Source organism: Oceanobacillus massiliensis str. N'diop, assembly GCF_000285495.1.
Taxonomy (GTDB): domain Bacteria; phylum Bacillota; class Bacilli; order Bacillales; family Amphibacillaceae; genus Oceanobacillus; species Oceanobacillus massiliensis.
Genome location: NZ_HE610977.1, coordinates 738,732 through 759,898, shown reverse-complemented (window position 1 = coordinate 759,898; position 21,167 = coordinate 738,732). Strand labels below are relative to the sequence as shown.

General features: G+C 39.0%; 20 protein-coding genes and 1 pseudogene. 17 read left to right on the top strand and 4 right to left on the bottom strand.

What is annotated here, in order from left to right; genetic code table 11:
• Window position 1 precedes the first annotated feature (1 nt).
• Window positions 2-1,039, bottom strand: a complete 1,038-nt coding sequence (locus OMHG_RS09245; protein ID WP_010650316.1) for a C45 family autoproteolytic acyltransferase/hydrolase — start codon at window positions 1,037-1,039, stop codon at window positions 2-4.
• 165 nt (window positions 1,040-1,204) lie between these two features.
• On the opposite strand from OMHG_RS09245, the gene OMHG_RS09240 reads away from it, so the two are divergent.
• Window positions 1,205-1,846, top strand: a complete 642-nt coding sequence (locus OMHG_RS09240) for an endonuclease III domain-containing protein (RefSeq protein WP_010650313.1) — start codon at window positions 1,205-1,207, stop codon at window positions 1,844-1,846.
• Window positions 1,847-1,865: 19 nt separating this feature from the next.
• Here the strand turns inward: OMHG_RS09240 and OMHG_RS09235 are convergent, their stop codons facing one another.
• Window positions 1,866-2,120 carry a hypothetical protein gene (locus OMHG_RS09235; RefSeq protein WP_010650312.1) on the bottom strand — a complete coding sequence of 85 codons (255 nt, stop codon included), beginning with the start codon at window positions 2,118-2,120 and terminating at the stop codon, window positions 1,866-1,868.
• Between the two features lie 221 nt (window positions 2,121-2,341).
• Here OMHG_RS09235 and OMHG_RS09230 point away from each other — a divergent pair.
• Window positions 2,342-2,560, top strand: a pseudogene (locus OMHG_RS09230) (YdbC family protein).
• Window positions 2,561-2,699: 139 nt separating this feature from the next.
• Window positions 2,700-4,187 (top strand): amidase family protein, encoded by a 1,488-nt coding sequence (locus tag OMHG_RS09225; RefSeq protein ID WP_010650309.1) that lies wholly within the window; start codon window positions 2,700-2,702, stop codon window positions 4,185-4,187.
• A gap of 115 nt (window positions 4,188-4,302) precedes the next feature.
• Here OMHG_RS09225 and OMHG_RS09220 read toward each other — a convergent pair whose 3' ends face one another.
• A complete protein-coding gene (locus tag OMHG_RS09220; protein WP_010650307.1) occupies window positions 4,303-5,805 on the bottom strand; it encodes a glycine betaine uptake BCCT transporter in 1,503 nt (500 codons plus the stop codon).
• 437 nt (window positions 5,806-6,242) lie between these two features.
• On the opposite strand from OMHG_RS09220, the gene OMHG_RS09215 reads away from it, so the two are divergent.
• From OMHG_RS09215 to OMHG_RS09180, 7 genes are all read left to right on the top strand, one after another.
• Window positions 6,243-8,963: a P-loop NTPase family protein gene (locus tag OMHG_RS09215; protein WP_010650306.1), complete on the top strand. Its 2,721-nt coding sequence runs from the start codon at window positions 6,243-6,245 to the stop codon at window positions 8,961-8,963.
• Between the two features lie 127 nt (window positions 8,964-9,090).
• Complete coding sequence (locus tag OMHG_RS09210; protein ID WP_010650305.1) at window positions 9,091-9,885, top strand: GNAT family N-acetyltransferase; 795 nt, start codon at window positions 9,091-9,093, stop codon at window positions 9,883-9,885.
• Entirely contained in the window at window positions 9,885-10,451 is a 567-nt protein-coding gene (locus OMHG_RS09205) for a GrpB family protein (RefSeq protein WP_261796327.1), read from the top strand. The genes OMHG_RS09210 and OMHG_RS09205 overlap by 1 nt, the downstream gene beginning before the upstream one ends.
• A 299-nt stretch (window positions 10,452-10,750) precedes the next feature.
• Window positions 10,751-11,011, top strand: a complete 261-nt coding sequence (locus tag OMHG_RS09200; protein WP_010650301.1) for a hypothetical protein — start codon at window positions 10,751-10,753, stop codon at window positions 11,009-11,011.
• A gap of 195 nt (window positions 11,012-11,206) precedes the next feature.
• On the top strand, window positions 11,207-11,392 hold the full coding sequence (locus tag OMHG_RS09195) for a hypothetical protein (protein WP_010650300.1): 186 nt from the start codon (window positions 11,207-11,209) through the stop codon (window positions 11,390-11,392).
• Between the two features lie 12 nt (window positions 11,393-11,404).
• The gene (locus OMHG_RS09190) at window positions 11,405-11,659 is read left to right on the top strand and encodes a spore coat protein (protein ID WP_010650299.1); all 255 of its coding nucleotides are present in this window, start codon (window positions 11,405-11,407) and stop codon (window positions 11,657-11,659) included.
• A gap of 560 nt (window positions 11,660-12,219) precedes the next feature.
• Window positions 12,220-12,891: an HAD family hydrolase gene (locus OMHG_RS09180; RefSeq protein ID WP_010650296.1), complete on the top strand. Its 672-nt coding sequence runs from the start codon at window positions 12,220-12,222 to the stop codon at window positions 12,889-12,891.
• A 328-nt stretch (window positions 12,892-13,219) separates the two neighbouring features.
• Here OMHG_RS09180 and OMHG_RS09175 read toward each other — a convergent pair whose 3' ends face one another.
• Window positions 13,220-13,930, bottom strand: a complete 711-nt coding sequence (locus OMHG_RS09175; protein ID WP_010650295.1) for a cytochrome c biogenesis CcdA family protein — start codon at window positions 13,928-13,930, stop codon at window positions 13,220-13,222.
• Window positions 13,931-14,333: 403 nt separating this feature from the next.
• On the opposite strand from OMHG_RS09175, the gene OMHG_RS09165 reads away from it, so the two are divergent.
• The 7 genes from OMHG_RS09165 (at window position 14,334) to OMHG_RS09135 (ending at window position 20,637) form a co-directional block, all read left to right on the top strand.
• Window positions 14,334-14,888, top strand: coding sequence for a GNAT family N-acetyltransferase (locus OMHG_RS09165; protein WP_010650292.1), 555 nt, complete (start codon window positions 14,334-14,336; stop codon window positions 14,886-14,888).
• A gap of 500 nt (window positions 14,889-15,388) precedes the next feature.
• Window positions 15,389-16,585: a GNAT family N-acetyltransferase gene (locus tag OMHG_RS19345; RefSeq protein WP_010650291.1), complete on the top strand. Its 1,197-nt coding sequence runs from the start codon at window positions 15,389-15,391 to the stop codon at window positions 16,583-16,585.
• Window positions 16,586-16,620: 35 nt separating this feature from the next.
• Window positions 16,621-17,499 carry an aminoglycoside phosphotransferase family protein gene (locus tag OMHG_RS09155; RefSeq protein WP_010650290.1) on the top strand — a complete coding sequence of 293 codons (879 nt, stop codon included), beginning with the start codon at window positions 16,621-16,623 and terminating at the stop codon, window positions 17,497-17,499.
• Between the two features lie 42 nt (window positions 17,500-17,541).
• On the top strand, window positions 17,542-18,621 hold the full coding sequence (locus OMHG_RS09150) for a metallophosphoesterase (protein ID WP_010650288.1): 1,080 nt from the start codon (window positions 17,542-17,544) through the stop codon (window positions 18,619-18,621).
• Complete coding sequence (locus OMHG_RS09145) at window positions 18,621-19,031, top strand: NUDIX domain-containing protein (RefSeq protein ID WP_010650286.1); 411 nt, start codon at window positions 18,621-18,623, stop codon at window positions 19,029-19,031. Before OMHG_RS09150 ends, OMHG_RS09145 begins: the two co-directional genes overlap by 1 nt.
• Before the next feature lie 68 nt (window positions 19,032-19,099).
• Window positions 19,100-19,639 (top strand): GNAT family N-acetyltransferase, encoded by a 540-nt coding sequence (locus tag OMHG_RS09140; protein ID WP_010650284.1) that lies wholly within the window; start codon window positions 19,100-19,102, stop codon window positions 19,637-19,639.
• Between the two features lie 95 nt (window positions 19,640-19,734).
• Window positions 19,735-20,637, top strand: coding sequence for a carbohydrate kinase family protein (locus tag OMHG_RS09135; RefSeq protein WP_010650281.1), 903 nt, complete (start codon window positions 19,735-19,737; stop codon window positions 20,635-20,637).
• Window positions 20,638-21,167 lie beyond the last annotated feature (530 nt).

Here is a 21,167-nt window from a genome sequence, read left to right as displayed (position 1 = left end):
TTTAGGCGTTTATGAAACCGGTCGCTGCGTCCAATTCTCCTCTAATTTTTGTAAAATGAAGCTTCTCGCCTTGAAGCCATTTTTCAAAATCCAAGATGAGCGGACGCCGATCTCCGCCAAGTGCTATCCAAGCCTTCCTATCCTTTGGCAGGTAGGCTGTTGTATGAATGGTACCCGCCCACGCTCCATATTTTTTAGAAAAGATTCCCTTGTCCGTATCGTTTAATAAACGATAACCTTCATACGGATTTGACCCATGCCCCGCTTTTGTTTCCAGTACTTGCTGCCTTCGGATGGAATCATCCATCTGGTAACGGTTTTCTTCGGTTAATTGTTCGAAATGATTGGTACACACATTCGCTTCCCGGATGCTTACATTACGAGGGGAAACCTCAGCGACAACAGATACTCCGGTCTGATCGAGCAGCACATAGCTGAAAGAGTGGCGATGCGGTATTTCCTTCAAGAGTAGTGCGGCTTCCTCGACCGTTGCACAGGTTTCAAGTACAATACGCCCTACCATATTACAGAGAAATCCATCATCAGACTTTTTGCGATTAACAAAGTTATAGCCCATTGCCAGTCCCTTCTCATTCATCCCATCTGTCCGTCCAGTTATCTGCATGGAAGGACCGATAAATGCATAGCCTTGATCTGTCGGCTGGTAAAGGACATACCTTCCTTCATAGGAAATGGGGTCGTTATCATAGTTGCGTACCAGATAATCTGAATCCGTAAAAATGGAACAGCCGCTGCGTCCATATTCATAATAATAGCCTCCAAATTCCCTTATGGCATCCTGAAAATCCATAGATAATGCGTCAGCTAAACCATGTATCTCTTCCCAGATGCCTGGAGCGAATTGGGAAAAGGCCGCGTGCACCTCCCTTTCTTCAAAAAGAAAATGCCTCCATCGAGAATCCCATTGCTTTCGGCGATTTGGCAAAATGGGAGTATCCTTTAGCAATTCACCTTGCATATATCCGAATTCATAATGATTCCCACGAAATTGTATAATATCACTAAAAACCTTCGTCATTCTATTTCTCCTCAAATTACATGTTAAGGACGAGTTTACTTGATTTTTACTGTTATGGGAATGAATTTGATTTAGTATGGGAATGAATTTGATTTAGTATGGGAATAGGATAAGCATCCTCACTATCCATGCAGCAATACACAATATATAACAGGAGGAACACCGATGCAGCAGAACTTCCAATCCATCTATGAAAAACTATATGAATATTATGGTCCTCAAAACTGGTGGCCTGCAGACAGTCCGTTTGAAATGATGATTGGTTCCATACTGGTGCAGAATACAAATTGGAAGAACGTGGACAAGGCATTATTGCAATTAAGACCCTATCTAAGGCCTGAATTAATTGAAGAACTTTCTATCGATGAGCTTGCACAGTTAATAAGATCAAGCGGCTATTTTAATATAAAAGCAAAGCGAATTAAAGCATTTATGAATTGGTTTAAACGGTACCATTACAATATAGAAGAAATCAAAAAGATGGACAGTAATCAATTAAGATACGAACTTTTGAAAGTGAATGGGATTGGCAAAGAGACTGCAGATGTTATGCTTTTGTATGCGTTTGACAAGCCGATATTTGTCGTTGATGCGTACGCAAGGAGAATCTTCTACAGAATCGGTTATGATATGCCCACAGCCTATGATGGGTTTCGATTAGATGTAGAAAAGCAATTACCAAGTCATCTGCAACAGTATAATGAGTATCATGCACTACTCGTCGAACATGCAAAAGTCCACTGTAAGTCCAGTCCAATCTGCAAGGGCTGCCCACTTCATTCCATTTGTGACCAAAGATTGGAATGAACAGGGGAAATCTATAATTTTATATAGGACTTCTCCCGTTCTGTATCTGGTCAATTTTCCTTTGCATTTCATCTATTTGCTTTTGCATTTGTTCAAACTGAAGAGCCCTATCGGTTTCTTCAAGCCCGCTTTGATTTCTTCCTATAATATCATTCTCATATATGATGGTTGAGCCGACGAATGAAATGACACTTCCGATTGTAGAGATCATTCCACCATAATATATTAGCTTATCGCCAACAACGGAGGGGATTCTATTCTGTGAATTATTCATCAACCTGCACTCCCGTAAAAAGTTTATAAAGTAGCATATGTTATGTTGAAAGAAAGATTTACAAATATACCAGATTAATAACAGGAAGTATGGCTGCCATATACTGTGTGAATTTATAAACCTGTATCGTTCATTCATTGTAAACTCTAACTCTAGAGTAAATCGTTTTTTTGATTAATTATAGAAATTAACTTACAATATCGAAAAGGAGTCGATTGATAATGGCAGATCTTAAGTATGAAATCGTGGAAGCAGTTGCTGTCCTTTCTGAATCCCCGAAAGGATGGACCAAGGAGTTGAATTTAATTAGCTGGAATGGGAGGGATCCTAAGTAAGATCTAAGAGACTGGGCCCCCGAGAAGGAGAAGATGGGTAAAGGAGTTACACTTACCGCAGAAGAATTGCTTCAATTAAAAGAAGCGTTAGCTCGATTAAGCTAATAGAATGCTAATAAAAGGTTAACCAAAAATTAGCCAAGCTAAAAGCACAGTGAATTGACGGAAAAATTTTAAAATATATAATTAAAGGTATATGTTGAAATCGATGGCTTTCTAAATTCATTGATGAGAGGGGAATGTTATGAAGCGCACACAGTTGGAGTCCGATTGGCTAATCGAAGCAAACATTGATGAAATACAGCAAAAATTAACTGCATATCAAGTAACGTCTAAAGAGTTAGTCTATATGTATCTACATAGAATCGCAGCTTATGATAAATCCGGACCGGCAATTAATTCGATTCTTGAAATCAATCCGGAAGCACTTCAGATAGCAGCAGCCCTTGATTACGAAAGGAAAACCAAAGGAATCCGTGGTCCGTTGCACGGTATACCCATATTAATTAAGGATAACATTGATACCGCAGATAGAATGCATACAAGTGCAGGCTCCCTTGTCTTGGCAGAATCCTATGCGAAGGAAGATGCTACTGTCGTAAAAGCAATCCGGAAGGCGGGGGGTATTATACTAGGGAAAACCAATCTGACAGAATGGGCAAATTTCATCGCTGAGAATATGCCATCTGGCTACAGTTCAAGAGGTGGTCAGGTCGTCAATCCATATGGTAAAGATTTTACAGTAGGAGGGTCAAGTTCGGGATCTGGTGCGGCTATCGCAGCCAGTTTGGCGGCAGCCTCCGTTGGTACGGAAACTTCTGGATCAATCTTAAGCCCTGCAAGCCAAAATGCATTGGTTGGAATTAAACCTACAATCGGTCTGATCAGCCGTTCAGGAATTATCCCTATCTCACATACACAAGATACTGCAGGACCAATGGCAAGAACAGTAAAGGATGCGGCATTATTGCTGAATGTCCTGCAAGGGGAAGATCAAAAGGACCAGGTCACCCTTAGCAATGAACTTACCCACATTGATTTCACTTCCTATCTTTTGAAAGATGGTTTGAAGGGGAAGAAAATAGGAGTAGCCCGCAGCCCTTATTTCGATAACTTAAGTGAATCGATGGTTCAGGTTATAGACAAGGCAATTGAAGAAATAAGAGAACTTGGAGCAATCGTAATCGATCCTATTCAAATACCTTCTGCAGATGAAGAATGGGATATGAATGTCATGTTATATGAATTCAAAAGTGACTTGAATGCCTATTTAAATACAATAGATTCAAAGCACGGAATCCATTCCATTGAAGATGTTATTCGCAAAAATGAAGAGATTGGGGAAAAAGCCCTGAAGTATGGTCAAAAGATAATGCTTGATGCAGGAGCATCGAGTGGTAATCTTACTGAAGCGGTTTATCTGGATAGCTTATTGAAGGATGGCTTTCAATCAAGGGAAAATGGGATTGATGCTGTACGAAAGGTCCATGATTTGGATGCAATTGTCTTTCCGAGCTATTATGGATCGTCCATTGCGGCCAAAGCGGGGTACCCATCGATAACGGTACCGGCAGGGTTTTCAGCTGAAGGTGAACCAGTTGGCATAACGTTTACATCCAGTGCCTTTACGGAACCAGCATTGCTTGAAATAGCCTATTCCTTTGAGCAGGGAACCCATCATCGAGCGGCACCATCTTTTTGTCAGCCATCCGTATTGCTTGCGGAGCAATAGATTTTGGCAAGAATAAAACGAGGCTGTCCCCATTAGTCTTTAACCGACTTGGGACAGCCTCGTTGTTTTTTTCTTCAGCTATCTTCATAAACCTAATATAGCATTTCTGCTTTCATTAATGATGTTTACTCGGGTTTTTCTCTTCTCTAATCCTATCTTTCCGCAATGCCTTATAAAAGGAAATGACCATGAAAACCATAATCAAGGAAAATGGCAGGGCGGCAACGATAAGTGCATTCTGCAATGCCTGCAGTCCACCGGTATAGAGCAGTACAGCAGCGATTGCCGACTGGAAAAATCCCCATACAAACTTTACAGAGGTTGCTGGTGATAAGGAACCGTTTGTCGTCTGCATTCCTAAAACGAAGGTCGCTGAATCGGCTGATGTAATAAAAAAGGTACCGATAAGAGCCAGAGCGAGAATGGATAGAACAATGCTGAACGGGAAGGAATCAAACAATCCAAATAATGCCTGTTCGTCAGGAAGGCCAGCGATATCCACTCCATTTTTCTGAGCATTGATTCCCGATATACCGAATGCGGAGAACCATAGGAAACCAACTACAGACGGCACAATCAATACGCCGGAAATAAATTCCCTAATAGTTCGGCCTCTTGATATCCGGGCAATAAAGATACCAACGAATGGTGCCCAGGCAATCCACCATGCCCAGAAGAAAACAGTCCAATCCATGACCCATTGCCGTTCCTCTGGATCATTTGGTGCCATACGGAGGCTTTCTACAGGCAGACTCTGGATATATGTTCCTACCGAATGGGTTAATGAGTTCAGAATGTATTGGGTAGGGCCTAAGAATAATGTAGCTAAGAATAACAAGGCAGCTAAGGCCATGTTGATATTACTTAAATATTTGATTCCTTTACTCAAGCCAGAGTAGGCAGAAGCCATAAATAAGACCGTCACAATCAAGATAATGATCAGTTGAGTTCTAAATGTGCTCTCGATTCCGAGCAGGAAGGACAAACCTCCATTAATTTGTGCTGCGCCAAAGCCAAGCGTGGTCGCAACTCCTACAATGGTGGCAAAGACAGCCAGTATATCAACGGTCTTTCCCCAAGGTCCGTTCATTCTATTTCCGAATAGAGGCTCGAGTGTAGCACTGACTAGGCCTCTTTTACCGTGACGAAATGTGAAATAAGCTATGATTAAGGCGATAATGGCATAAATGGCCCAAGCATGGATGCCATAATGAAAGAAGGTCAAGCGCAAGGCATCTTCCAGAGCCTCCGTTGTACCCGCTTCAGCCATTGCTGGTGTCTTTATGTAATGCGAAACCGGCGAAGCAACTCCGTAAAATACAAGGCCGATTCCCATACCAGCACTGAAAAGCATGGCAAACCAAGAAGGATAACTAAATTCAGGCTTATCATCATGTCTTCCAAGTCGAATCTTCCCATAAGGGCTGAAGATCAAATATAAGCAAACGACAACGAATAGTGTAACGACTAATAAATAATACCAGCCAAAGTGAATGGAAATGTAACTCATCATTCCACTGGAGATACTTTCAAAACTTTCGGGAGATAAGACGCCCCATATAGAAATGGAGAGTGTTATTGCCAATGTGATCCAAAATACAGATGTAACTTTTTTCATATTCTCCAACCTTTCTTGCTGTTAACGAAATATTGATGTTAGTATTTCTCAAACGAATGAGTCTATACCGTATCGAAATAGGGCAAGAATGCTTTTCATATTGCACACATATAAAAATGAAACAAAGAATACATTCTTTAATGTATAATAATTTTAAAATAGGCGCTTTTCGAAAGCATTGTTGTTTTTTTATTTTCAGTTGAGGGAAAAACAGTAACTGAAAACCTTCGTTCGGGAATTCACTCATTTTGAAATGAATATTTAGTGAGATTAACTCAAGCAATATGAAGTTGAAAAGCATAATACTAGTTACCAGCGCAGCGTAACTGCAGCGTGGATGAAGCTTATTATCAAATTTCGTCGCAGTTCGTAGTTTATTTGCCAAAAAACAACAATCTTTAGAAAACAAGCTTTAAATAAGACAGCGGAGGTTCCAAATGACATTAGAGAAGAAACTCATCAATAAATCGTACTATATTACATTCATGGAAAGCAAGGAAAACGTTCATCCGATTGAAGCGCTGGGTGAAATGTATATGGTTGAGCAACAGAATGAAGTGACTGATTTATCGGCAATTCGCTTCGCTCAGGGAGAAGTATATTTTCAATATAAAGACTATGAAGCAGCAATATTCAAATGGGAAAATATTTCAAATGAACTGGCTCCATGGGCACAGAAGAATATTGCCGATGCACATTTTGAATTGGACCTGCTCGCAATCGCAGAGGATTATTATAAGGCAATTGAAACCGATTCTAGCGTATTAAAGTCGGAAGTACTTCTACAGCTTTTTTCATTATATGTTAGGCTTGGTAAGCTTGAACTGGCAGCAGGATCCATCAAGGATGCAGTCGAGCTGAATCCAGATTATCCGGAAGTGACTGATATGGCGCGTTCTTTCTTTGAAGAACGAGAAGACTATCGTAACGCTATTGAGCTTGCCTGCAATGAAGCCATTCGGACACATTCCATATCATGGTTTTCTGTTCTGGAGACATATGTCAGGGAAGGACGGAACGCCGGGATTAAACCGAGCTATTTCCGGGAAGTGTTGGAAACATTATATGACATTGATCTTGCAAGCTTTGAAAGCCTGTCTGCAGCACAGTGGGAAAGCTACAGACAAACGGATTTGTTCTTCCCTTGGCTGCAGGAAATCAATCAGCTGCTGCTGGATAAAGAGCCGGCACATTATTATGGCTGGAATCAGCTTACGGAAATTTATCATGAAACATACAATACATTGATCGATGGGAATTATCTTATAAGCGAATTGTCACCAATCATTCCAAATTACCTAAGCAATTGGATGAAAATTTCTTCCGGTTCAGATAAACTGATATCTGCTTCGGCTCTTCTGGCGTGGTCCGATTTATTTCCGGATGACTTGGAGGTATCGATGACTGATTTAGCCAAAACTGAAATAGGCCAGTCCTCTGCTCATCTGGATGTTTTGGACGACGGACTCCGTCTATTTCAAACCGTCAAAAATTGGGCTCTGGACAAGGGCGTATTTCTTGATAAACGTTTTGAATGGACATTCAACGAGCTAATCGACTTTAGACATAGCCATTTACTTGTAGCCGGGACAGGCAAAGGCTGGCATTTGGACATCGTGAATAATCTCCTTCAAGATGATTTACTGGATGCATCCACTTCAGCAGCAATGTTCATTAAAAACAGGAATGAAGCAGAATACCATGCCATTAATGAAGAAGAAACGATTACGATTTCCGGCACTGGTGAAATGAAGGAAATGGCAAAAAAACAACAAACACTAATTAGCTGCAAAATACCTTCTTCGTTCCTGGAACAAAATAAACTTGCTTTGATTGTTTCGCCTAGGATTACTAGTCAAAGCACGACACGGGTTGATACATTCCCATCCCTGCCTATGGCCGATAGACTGTTATTTGTACTGGATGCAGCGTCACCTCTAACGGGCCAGGAGCTGGATATGGCTGTTACAATCAGTGAGAAGAACCCAATGGTGCCTGTTCATTTCTTATTAAATAGAAACAATAAAGCAGAAAGTGAATTGCTTGAAGACACAACTAAAAGAATCCATCATTATTTTCCTAATGCCAAGATTCTATCTATATCATCTGGTATTGCAAGAGATGAGATATCCACATTTCTCCATTCGCTAACGATGGAAAGCAGATTAGAGGAAGAACGTGCCGGAAAAGTACTATATTATGTTAAAGAATCCATTGAATATCTTGCAGGTAAAAGGGTGAAGATGGAAAATCAGCTTGCTGAGAATATAAAATGGAATGAAGAGATGGTCACGAAGTTAACCGGCGCGGTCCACCAGCTGCGGGATATGGAAGATGAGAAAATAAATGCACTAAAAAGTTCATACAGAGAAATAAAAGCAGTAATGAGAGAGGATTTGTTGGCCAAGATTCCGGAATTAATTCGGAATTGTGCGGATTTGATTGATGAAGAATCTGATTTTGATAACATTAATAAGAAACTGAATGACGCTATGAATCAGAAAATCAATTCTTATTTGGAAGAAACAGCTCAAACCAGCTACCATAAAGCAATGGAAAATTGGATTGTGGAAAGTAATCAGGAATTAAAGGACGCTCAAGAATACTTGGACGATATACGCGATAGCTTCAATCATTTGTATGGAGAAGAAAAGCTCTCCCTTTCCTGCGACTTTCAAGTCCTGGATGATTGGATCAGGGACACAGACAGAATGACCCGTGGAAGTATTCAATTGGAAAAATCAGCTATTCTGACCCGTTCCAACCCTTCCCAATTATTAATGAAGAGTGCGGAGAGGCTGCTTGGCGCATTTTCCCAAAATAAAGGGGTACTCATTAATAAATATAGGCAGTTTATCGAAAATAAGGATTACAGCGGCACCGCACAATCGATTACAGATAGGTTCATGCAGCAATTTGAGCTATTTGAGCACGCACTGGACCGAGATGTTCACATGTTTTTCGCGAATCCATTTGAAGTATTAAATCGAATCGTTGAGGAAACCCAACAGGAAGTGAAAGAAAACAAACATAGCCTAAACACTATGAGAGAAAACCCAGAACAATACCGTGACCCACTTACCTTGTTCCGGCTTAAGCTTTTGCAATATGAAAGAATGGAAACATCTGACAACAAGGTGGTACATGAATATCATTAAGCATGAGAGGAAGTTAAATAGACTTCCTCTTTTTTGTGTTGCTCTAATTTCTTCTATGCCTCTTCCCAAAAGAATGTTTTTACTGTAGAATAATGCTAATTTTAGAAAAATAGAGGGAGCGGAGAAGATGATAAGACGGCTGACAAAAAAGGATCACGATATATGTTTCGATTTATTGCGGACAAATAGTGCTGAAAATTTATTTATTATTGGTGATATTGAAGCGTATGGTTATGAACAGGATTTCCAAAAGCTATGGGGAGATTTTAATGAGGATGGGGAGCTGATTGCAGTCCTAATGAAATATGAGGAAAATTACATACCATATGCAACAGATTCTTTTCATGCAGAAGGATTTGCAGAAATTATCTCCAGCGATAACCATTTTAAGATGATGTCAGGTATAAAAGAGATAACAGATAAGATAGAGCCATATATTAAACTGCCATTAAAGAGAAAGCGCCAATTCTATTATGCAAAGTGTATAGAAGTAAAATCTAATCCGAATGGCAGAGAGTTATCCAAAGTACAGAAAGCTGTACCTGAAGATGCTGAAGCAATCGTTGAATTATTGAATGGAATTCCCGAATTCTCAGATACAACCATTACAACGGAAAGAAAACGCAGAGGATTGCAAAATGGAACATCCCGCACTTTTTTTATAATGGAAGACGGAAAGATGGTATCAACCGCTTCGACAACAGCAGAAAATTCGTTATCTGCCATGATTGTTGGGGTTGCTACAATGAAGGGATACAAGGGAAAAGGATATGCAACCAAGTGTGTCTTGAGAGTCTGCACTGAGCTTTTGGCAGAAGGTAAAGAGCTCTGCCTGTTTTATGATAATCCTGCAGCAGGTGCTATCTATAAACGAATCGGTTTTAAAGATATTGGACTCTGGATGATGAATACCTACCGTTAATAAGTCAGCAGGAGGGAAGAAAATGGAAACTCAGACTATCTGCATATGATGAAAAATGGATAATGATGTATGAAACCGAGGTACAGATATTAAGTGCAGCATTTGGTAACGAGCTACTAAAATTTGAACATTTCGGAAGTACCTCAGTTCCGGAAATGAAGGCAAAACCTGTTATTGATATGTTGGGATTGGTGAAAGATATCCAAAAAATAGATGAATATAATGAGGAAATGGAATTACTTGGCTATGAAGCGGCTGGTGAGTGGGGGATAGCTGGAAGACGGCTCTTTCGTAAAGGTGGAGAGAGCCGTACGCATCATCTTCATGTATACCAATATGATAATCCTCAAATTGATCGTCATCTCATAGTAAGGGACTATTTGAGAAAGCATTATAGTAATCTGAAGGAAGAATTGGCACGGCATTATACCCATACAAGTCAGTATAGTAAAGCAAAAGGGGCATATGTCCAGGAACTTGAGCAACGGGCGTTAAATTGGTTCAGTACGAAAGAGGGAGCCGAAATAAGTAATGGAAAGGATCTAGAATCAGAAACTGATAAGTAAGATAATATTTAGTAATTTTTACAAGTAACCGTAGCAATGATACAAAGGGAGGTGGTACTTTGCAAGCAATAAAAGAATTTGCCTCGAGTTTTTTATTAATTGTTAGCTGGTTTATATTTGCAATAAGTACATATTTACTTTACTGGGTAATTGTTATACCTTATCTTGCAATCATTCCTTTTCTTATTTCTTTAATTTCTGGTTTATTATGTTTTTACTGCTCAAGAAAGCTCGATGATAGGAGAAAAGACAATTAGTTCTTCGGCTAATGTTTACAGTTTAATTGGAGGTATTGTAATTTGGAAAAGATATCAAATAGACGTTGGGGTACATTATCCATTATTTGTCTTATATTGGGAGCAGTTCTATGGTTACCTAACTTTTTATTTCAATATGGATATAGCATTTGGCTGCTGACATTTCTTGTTAACCCAATCGGTGTTTTATTTGGAGTATTAGGTAAAAGCAAAGTAGGAATTATTTCAAATACACTTATGACTTTTAGTTTTTTTATTTTTATGTTCTTTGGCTATTTTTTCGGTGCGATTTTTAGTAGATAGTCATTAAAGTTTTGCTGGGGAAATGTGTACTTTCACAAAGTATATCAAATTATCCTCTCTATTTGACTTATTTTAAGCTGCAGTCCGGCTGCAACTAACAGACTTCCTGTGTTTCTTCGTAAAGAAGGAGGAAGTCTGTATTACTTTTTTACGAGTGGGTAAATTAAGTATGATTTTAATAAAGGAGGGCTAGATGTGAATAACCTGACAGAACTTGAAGTGGAGCATTTACGTCATATCATCGGTGGGCATGGGACCATTACGACTAAATTAGAAACCTATGCACAAAGCTGTACCGATCCAGAATTAAAGGCAATGCTGCAAAAGGATGCACAGGCAGCCAAACAGGCTAAGCAACAATTAATGACGTTTTTAGGATAAGGAGGGAAAGATATGTTACAGGATAAGGATATCGTAAATGATTATTTAGCGGGGTTAAATGCAAGTTTAACGGGATATGCTGGATACATTAGTCAGTCAAACAATGCTCAGTTAAGACAAACGTTAATACAATTGAGAAATCAGGATGAAACGCGCCAAAGAACAATGTATGAATATGCGCTGCAAAAAGGGTATTCACAGCCGGCAGCACCTGCTTCACAAGAGGTCGTTCAGCAATTGAAAACACAGTTGAATTCTGGACAGTAAGAACAATCTTTACTTAGCTTTTTCGGAAGGGGAAGGAACCTTCCAGGCAATTAATGGGAAATAGAAAATATCGGGGTGTCTTTTTCAGTGGTTGATAAGCCAAGACACCGCAAAATAAAAACTTTCAGATTTAAATCGTCCTTTTCGTTAACGGTGGTATATCCGCAAATACGAATTAGGACGATTTTTTTATCATCTTTCCGAAAAGGGAGACTATAGGATGTGGAAAGATAACAAAAACCTTAATTGCATATACGTAGAAAAGCAGGAATCAAGGAACAAGTATCGAATTAATAATGATAGTAGAAAGAATAGGAATGTAGGTGTGGAAGTATGAACTTTTATTGGTTCGGACTCTTGTTTTGGCTGCTGATAGGACTATCGGGAGTTTCGCTTGTACATGGAATATGGAAGAAGTCATGGGTGGGAATATTGGTGAGTGGGATGACCTTTATCCCGCCTGCTCTCTACTTTTTCGGAACCGAAAATGGATATAGATTATTAGCCATACTACCAGTTTTTTTATGTGTTCTATCCTATTGGATGAAAAGGAGTTTAATATGAATAATTATAAAATATTACTTTTTGACTTAGATGGAACGATTTCAGATCCGAAAGAGGGGATAACAAAGTCTGTTCAGTATGCTTTGGAGAAGATGAACATATTTAAGGCAGATGCAACTAAGCTCGAAGGCTTTATTGGGCCGCCACTCCAGGAATCATTTGCCAGATACTATGGATTTGATGAAGAAAAAACGCAACGCGCTATTGATCTTTATAGGGAAAGATTTACGGATAAAGGAATGTTTGAGAATGAACTATATCCGAAGATCACGTTGTTGCTTGAACGATTACAAACTCAGTATACACTGGTTATTGCAACTTCAAAACCGACTGTGTTTGCCGAACGAATTCTGCAATATTTTAAGATTGATTCTTATTTTGAACTAATTGCGGGAAGTAACCTCAATGGCACACGCACGTCTAAAACGGATGTTATAAAATATATATTGGGCAGATATAAGGAATGTAAGCCTGAAGAATTTGTGATGATTGGCGATAGGGAGCATGATATTCTCGGAGCGAAAAACACGGGAATTGACTCTATCGGAGTAACTTATGGGTATGGAAGTCCTGAAGAACTCCGTCAATCAGAGCCAACGTATATAGTTCATAACGTAAATGAGCTGTTGAATATGCTCATTCGCCATGATTCAGTAGGAACCTTATAGGCCTATAAACACTTTCTGTGAAGGGGGTTAGAAACAAACGGAAAAGGTTACATAAACAAGATTCTAATAAAGAGAATCAAGGAGTTGAATATCAATGATGAGTTTCATTCTCACTTTTATAGTGGCGTTCTTCACAATTTTGGTACTTAATGTGTTAGCTTATAGTTTATCTAAAATTAATGTGAACACTTTTAGATGGTTTTTACATTCGGGAATAGGGGCATTAGTTGTAAGCTGTCTATACCTTGTCCTATAAATGGACAAAAGCAAATTTTATGTCTGACACACGATAAAAAGAGGGTTGGAAACTTGTGCGCCCCATCTTTTCCTAAAAACCACTAAAACCACCAAATAGATCTGTTAGCCATAAACCTAGAGAAGCCATTTTATTAAAAAACAGTAAAATCCCAACAAATACCATGATAAGGCCACCGAATTTCATAACCTTATCAGAATATCTTAGAAGTAATCTAGATTTACCAATAAAGAATGATAATACCAAGAATGGAATTGCAAAACCTAAAGTATAAGCTGATATGTAATATAGCCCTTCATTTGGATTGGCAACTGACAAGGATAGTACGGATGAAAGTATAGGACCAATACAAGGTGTCCATCCAGCACTGAAAATCACACCGACAAAGAACGAGCCCATGTATCCAGCAGGCTTTTTTATGTTGCTAAATCGTTTCTCTTGCATCATTTTAACAGGTTGAAAAACGCCCATTAAAAACAGTCCCATTGTAATGATGAAGATTGCGCCAATCATCCGAATAAAGTTTTTATAACTAAAAAACAGATCGCCAATCAAAGTGAAGACAGAACCGAGTAAAAAGAAAACAAGAGCCAACCCAAACACGAAACATAGACTATGTATAAATAAATCTTTTTTCATATCGGTAGTTTGTCCAGTACGATCAGATATTTGGGCGACGGATAAACCCGATATATAAGAAAGATAGGTTGGATATAACGGGAGGGTACAGGGGGAGAGAAATGACAAAACACCAGCACTAAATGCTAACAATATTAATTCCATGATATTACCTCTTTCTTAACAATATATTCGTTTTCATTTATTTTATCTAAATAAAAAAACATATTGAAATTATTTAATATCATTCCGTTCAAATAATGCATAATTGATTTGGTTATGAGTTGGGGTTGTTGCATGTGTTTAAATAACCAGTTCTCCGCAGTTCCGATAAAAGCAGAGGCCATAAATTGCACAGTTAATGACCAGTCTTTGTTTTGATGATCTCCTGCATATTGATTTTTTTCAGTATAGCAGACGAAAGGAATTATGACATCCGTTTTTTAATTGGATAGCAGGGAAAGAATTCTCACCGATATAAATGATGTATTGGGCAGATATAAGGAATGTATAGTGAGATATGGATACCTTTAAAAAAATAACATGCTAACAGGGACTCTGGTTAAAGTTGGCTATCAGAGGGGGTATTGTTATAATTTTTCAAAATGGGCATCTCAAGGTTTGTAAATTAGAAAATAAGGATAAGTTTCTGCTAGCAAAATGGCTGTCTGACCCTAGAGTTCTTGAATTTTATGAAGGAAGAGACAATCCCTTTGATTTAGAAAAGGTTGAAAAAGTTTTTTATCGCCCTGAAGATAGTAAAACTAAATGTATTGTGGAGTTCTATGGTAATGCAATTGGATATGTTCAATTCTACCGACTGGATGATGAAGCAAAAAAAGATTATGGCTATTTTGGAGAAAATGTTTTTGGTACAGACCAATTTATTGGTGAAGTGGAGTATTGGAATAAAGGTATTGGAACATTGCTTGTATCAACTATGACCAATTTTTTAATAGAAGAAAAGAAAGCGGAAAGAGTTGTAATGGACCCTCAGACCAGAAATGCAAGGGCTATTAGCTGCTATGAGAAATGTGGATTTAATAAAGTTAAAATACTTCCTAAGAATGAGTTGCACGAAGGTATATATGAGGATTGTTGGTTAATTGATTACCATAAGTAATTAACTCTTCAATTAATGGATGCTTTTAGTAAGAAACTTAAAAAGCAGTAACCCCGTTCTAGTCGAACTGGGTTACTTTTTTGTAAATAAAAAGCATTCAATTGCTTGTTTATGAGAGTCTGCAAGTACAGTGATTATTGGGTCGAAATCCCGCTTTGTACAAATGATGAATGGTTAGGAATGTCAGCAACTACGAATAGTGAGGTGATATTGGCAAAAGGCAATCAATGATGATTTTGCTTATTTTGGAAGGTGTTTAGGTATTTAATGGTAAACCTCCAAATAGTACATTCATAAGAGAAGTATAACAACAAATAAGAAAATACCATCTTTTTAAATTTACTTGTATAATAAGAATATCTTTTTTGAAAAGTGCCATTAATCAATACAATGTTCATTGCTTGTTCCTAATTTGCTGCTGCATTTTTGACTAGATGTGCAGTATTGGTTTTGCATATTAACCGCCAAAGGGTTACTACATATAATTGAGGTGTGAATGGATGGATAATGGAAATAAAGTAATGCCAATTCAAGCAGCAAAGCAATTCGTTGCGTTATACTTTCCAGACTGCAATGGTGCTTTACTGGCCGGAAGTGTTGTGAGGGGAGAAGAAACGGAAACTTCGGATCTTGATATTGTTATTTTTGATCAGGATATTCGTTCATCTTACCGAGAGTCCATGAATGTGTTTGACTGGAACATTGAAGTATTTGTCCATAACTTTAGCTCATATAAGCACTTTTTTAAAAGTGATTGTGAGCGGGCTAAACCTTCCATGCCAAGAATGGTATCGGAAGGAATTGTATTAAAAGACACCGGATTTCTGGATGCGATAAAGAAAGAATCCGACGAATTATTGGAAAAGGGTCCAGAGGAATGGCCGGAAGATACGATTATGGTAAAACGCTACTTTATTACAGATGTATTGGATGATTTTATTGGAAGCAATCATCGAGCTGAAGAAATATTTATAGCAAATGCACTTGCTGAATTGGTGAGTGAATTCATATTGAGAACAAATAGAAAGTGGATTGGTTCTTCTAAATGGATCCTTCGTTCTTTAAGAAATTATAATGCCGATTTTGCAGGAAGATTTATAGAAGCCTTTGATACTTTTTATAAAACAGGGGATAAGGCAAAGGTAATCCGAATGGCCGACAAAGTCCTGGAACCTTATGGCGGGAGACTATTTGAAGGCTTCACGATTGGGAAAATCCAATCGAATCAAATGGAATCATTTAGGATAGAGGAGATTGATATTGCAAATCCTGTGCTGGCAGAAACAGTGCTGAACATTCAAATACCTGCCTATAAGGTCGAGGCGAATCTAATTGGATATGAAGATTTGCCGCCGCTTAGAGATACGATTACCACATTGCAGCAAAGCGGGGAGACCTTTTTCGGCTGTTATAATAACGGCAAATTATGTGGCGCTGTATCGATAAAAATAGAAGAAATGGTTATGGATATACATAGGTTAATCGTACACCCCAAACATTTTAGAAAAGGGATTGCCGGGAAGCTATTGAATTTTATAGAAGGAAAAAATGGGATAGAAAAGATTATCGTGTCAACTGGATCAAGGAATTTACCTGCTGTTCATTTTTATCTGAAAAGTGGATTTCATAAGGTTGGTGAGATAGAAGTAAAGGAAGGCTTAACACTTACTGCTTTTGAAAAATCTATTTTCAGATAGGGGGGATTATCATCAACATACCTGAAGACTTTCAGATGAAAATAAAAAATACCTTTGGGCATGAAGGAGCGTTATGGCTAACAAATTTACAAGAACTACTAGAAAGTGTCCTCCATAAATGGCAAATGACAATGATCGGTCCTGTAAAGAACCTTTCCTATAATTATGTGGCCAAAGTGGCAGATTCCAATGGGAAACCCTATATCCTCAAAATAGGAGTCCTCCGCAATGAATTCGAAAATGAATTACAGACTCTTCAAGCATATGCTGGAAAGGGTTGTGCCGCTTTAATAAAGCAGGATGCTGCAAACCGGGCAATGCTTCTCGAACATGTTATTCCAGGGAAAATGCTTTCTGAAATAGAGGATGAGACGGTCGTTATGGAACATTATCTAAACGTTTGGAAGGAAATTCGAAGGCCGCTGGAGGAAAACGGAACTCCTGCAATTGCGGAATGGTTTCAAGGATTAAAGAAGTATCTGCGTAACTTTCCGAATGGAGACGGTCCTATCTCGAATAAGTCGATTGATTTAGCTGAAGAAAGCTTTGATTATGTGATGGATACATCTGTAGGTGGTGAACTTCTCCACGGGGATTTGCATCATGAAAATATCCTGTTTTCCAAAGAAAAGGGGTGGCTGGCAATTGATCCAAAGGGCGTTATAGGTGATCGCTATTTTGATCTGGTTTCATTTTTAATCAATCAGCTGCATTCAAAGGCCTATCCAAAGGAAATATTGAAGCTGAGGGTGGATATAATTTGTGAACAATTGAAGCTGGACAGGAATCGATTATTGAAGGCGGCCATTGCGATGGGTACCTTATCTGCCTGCTGGTCGATAGAAGGTAATGATTCGAATTGGGAGAATACGTATCGATGTGTGGGATGGTTTGCGGATTTCTTGCAGGAGTAGGAATAGAAACAAATAGGATTGAATGGAACTGGGGGACTTTACGTGATTGATATTAGAAAAATAGACCTTGATAAAACAAAGCGCATTATCGTTATTTCAGATATACATGCTAATTTACAGCTTTTTGAAAAACTGCTGGACAAAGTGAACTATTCAGATGACGATTATTTATTCATTAATGGTGATCTTTGTGAGAAGGGACCGAATAGCTTAGATGTCATTCGCTATGTCAGAAGTTTATCCAATAGCTCTGAACGGGTTTTTGTGACAAAAGGAAATTGTGATGTTGTCTTTCGATACGTATTAGAGGGCGAAGAGGGAATAATTAATTATATGAACAATCGACAGTATTCATTTTTAAATGAAATGCTTGCAGCGAATCATAAATCTATTGATGATTTCAGTGGTTTAGAAGAATTGGCTGCTTACTACCGGAAGCATTTCCATAGTGAAATAGAATGGCTGGAATCTCTTCCGATTGCTTATGAAACGGATGAACATATCATGATACATGCAGGTATTGATGAAAGTTGGCCGAATATGGAGGAATCAGTTGCATTGTATACACCATCCTTTTATGAACAAGGACATCATGCAGGTAAAACCGTTATTGTCGGACACTGGCCAGTCGTTAATTACCGCTCCGCACAAGCAAGTTCACACAATCCTTTAATTGATTTTGATAGACAAGTGATAGCGTTAGACGGAGGGAACCAGATTAAAAGGGACGGGCAATTAAATGCCCTAATGATTGAAGATGGCGACTATTCCTATACATATGTCGATGAATTATCTGAAGAGTCGTTTGTCTCGAAAGGGCATATCGATACAACCGGAAGAATCGGAACGGTTACATATCCAAATTATGAAGTGAAAATAATAAGACAGGAAGAATTTTTTTCGCTTTGTGAAAATAGTAAACTAGGTCTGCAACAATGGGTAAAGAATGAATATTTACGAGCTAAAGATGAACAGGTCTATTGCACGGATGATCTAAGTACTACTTTTTTATCGGTCGGCCTTGATGAAAAAGTGTGGATATTAGATGATGAGTGTGCTGGGTACACGCTGATAAAGAAAGTAAATGGGACGGTAGGGTGGATACCAAAGGAGTGTATCTGATGAGGGGGGAGAATACGCGGAACCGGGCGTCTGTCTTAATTATTGAAGGCAATCAGATAGCGGTCATCAAGCGGATAAGAGAAGGGAATACGTATTATGTTTTTCCGGGTGGCGGCATGGAATATGGTGAAACACCAGAAGCTGCAGCAATAAGAGAGGCGTACGAAGAATTGGGTTTAGTGGTCAACATTGATACCTGCCTGATAAAGCTAGAAGACAATGGCACACAGTACTATTTTCTGGCTGCTGCCGCTAGTGGAACGATTGGTACAGGTACTGGTGAAGGATACACCGATCTAGAGCGAAACAGAGGTGAATACCTGCCAATGTGGGTGGAAATTGAAAAGCTTATCTTTCTAGATATTAAACCAAGAGAAGTGGCAGTGAAAATAAGTTTGTTGTTTGAATAGAAATTTTCATGTGAATTTCTAAGGGCAACATCATTTAAATGAGGTCATCCAGGAGAAAGGAGATTGCTATGCTGACAGGCAAAAATATCTACTTAAAACCCCTTACTGCAGGTGATGCAGATGCTATGCTTGAACTGCAGATTCATAACCGCGCGTTTTTTGAAGCATTTTCCATGCTGCGTGACAGCAGTTTTTATACGAAAGAGACACAATTAGAGAATATAAAAAAGTATGAAGAAGAAAGGGAACAAGACCTGGGATGCCACTTTGGTATATTTAAGAACGAAGATGATCTCCTGGTAGGGACAATCAATCTCTTTCACTTATTAAGAGGGTCTTTGCAGAGTGCCTTTATTGGCTACTTTCTCGATAAAAAACATAATGGCAAAGGTTATACAACGGAAGCTGCCAAATTAATGGTATCCTATGCATTCGAGGTTCTAAAATTACATCGGATTGAGGCCGGTGTTATGCCACATAATATTGGATCCATTCGTGTCTTGGAAAAAGCTGGCTTCCATAAAGAAGGTTTAGCAAAGAAGAATGTGAAAATAAACGGAAAATGGGAGGATCATCAGGTATTGGCAATAATCAACCCAAAAGATTAGCACGTATTGAATATAGATAGAAAGACAAGGACAGCACTATTCAGTTAATAAAACGCTCCAGCGGGGGTGTATAACGAAATGAGAGGATAATAAGGATGAATCAGGGGATTATTTCTTATGGGGAAGCTTTCGTAGATTATATTGCACAGGATAGAACCAATAAGCTTTATAACACCTACCTAGGCGGTACAACCATTAATGTGGCAGTTGGAGCAAGAAGGCTTGGGACACAATCCCACTATATATGCAAGCTGGGAACGGATGAGACCAGTCAGTTCATCAGGAGAGAGTTGGAAAAGGAAAGCGTAAATACGGATTATTGCATGGAATCTGAGAGGAAGCGGATCTGTAGTGTCTACATACATCTGAATGAAATGAGAGAGAGACACTTTCATGCCTATATAAATGAAACGCCAGATGAACAGCTTTTGGAATCGGAATTGCATGAAAAGCTTTTCGAAAATGCCTTCCTTTTTTATTTTGGGTCCGGTACATTATTTCACCCTACTGCCTTTACTACGACGAAAAGGGCGATTCAATTAGCGAAACATCACCGGAGCCTGATTGCGTTTGATCCGAACATTCGATTGAAACGCTGGGACAATTTAGAATCTTGCAAGACGAACGTGAAGGGTATGCTGCCAGATGTAGACATTCTTAAAATTTCTGAGGAAGAATTATTATTCTTGACAGAAGCAGCAACCCTGGATGCTGGTTTACAAATAATAAAAAGCTATCAGATACCATATGTATTTATAACGAGAGGGGAAGATGGCGCGATCGTCTTTTACCGAAACGAGAAAATCATTGTTCCTGCAGAAAAAGTAGAGGTAGTCGACACAACTGGTGCTGGTGATGCATTTATGGCCGGCCTCCTCCATTGTTTTGATCGTCATGGAATTCCAAAAACGGCGGATGAATTGGTATTCTATACGAAATATGCCAATAAACTAGGTTCAAATACGGTGAAAACGCTTGGAGCATTAACAACAGAATAGATGCTGAGCTAGCGCTGTATTCATAAAGATAATCCGACTCAATACCCGCGCTTATTTCTATAAACAAGGGGGATTGCAGTCAGATTTTTAAATGCATTTTTTAATAACGATTGCTATTTTTAAACCTCCCAGTTGATTGAAACTGCGATATAGCAAGAAATGATTGGTGTTTAATCTACACTCCGGAAATACACTGCGCTTTCCACGGGCTCGCGCTAAGCCTCCTCGCTCGCAAAGTTCGCTCCCTGTGGGGTCTTAGCGTCTTCGCTTTCCCGCAGGAGTCTCCATGTATTTCCTCCGCTATGATTTGGCTTTCTGAATCAAATTACTGATTCGATTATGAAGCTGATGGATTGGAGCATAGGGCAGTCGACTCCAGCGGGAAAAGCAACAGGTGAAGATCCCGCAAGAAGCCGGGCTCGCTTCTGAGGAAGCTGAAGCGTTGCCCGCGGAAAGCGACTGCCCGGAGCGGAAATCGGCAGAGTCTGTTACCTCACAGTTTTATAGAATGTGCTTGAAACAACAAGATT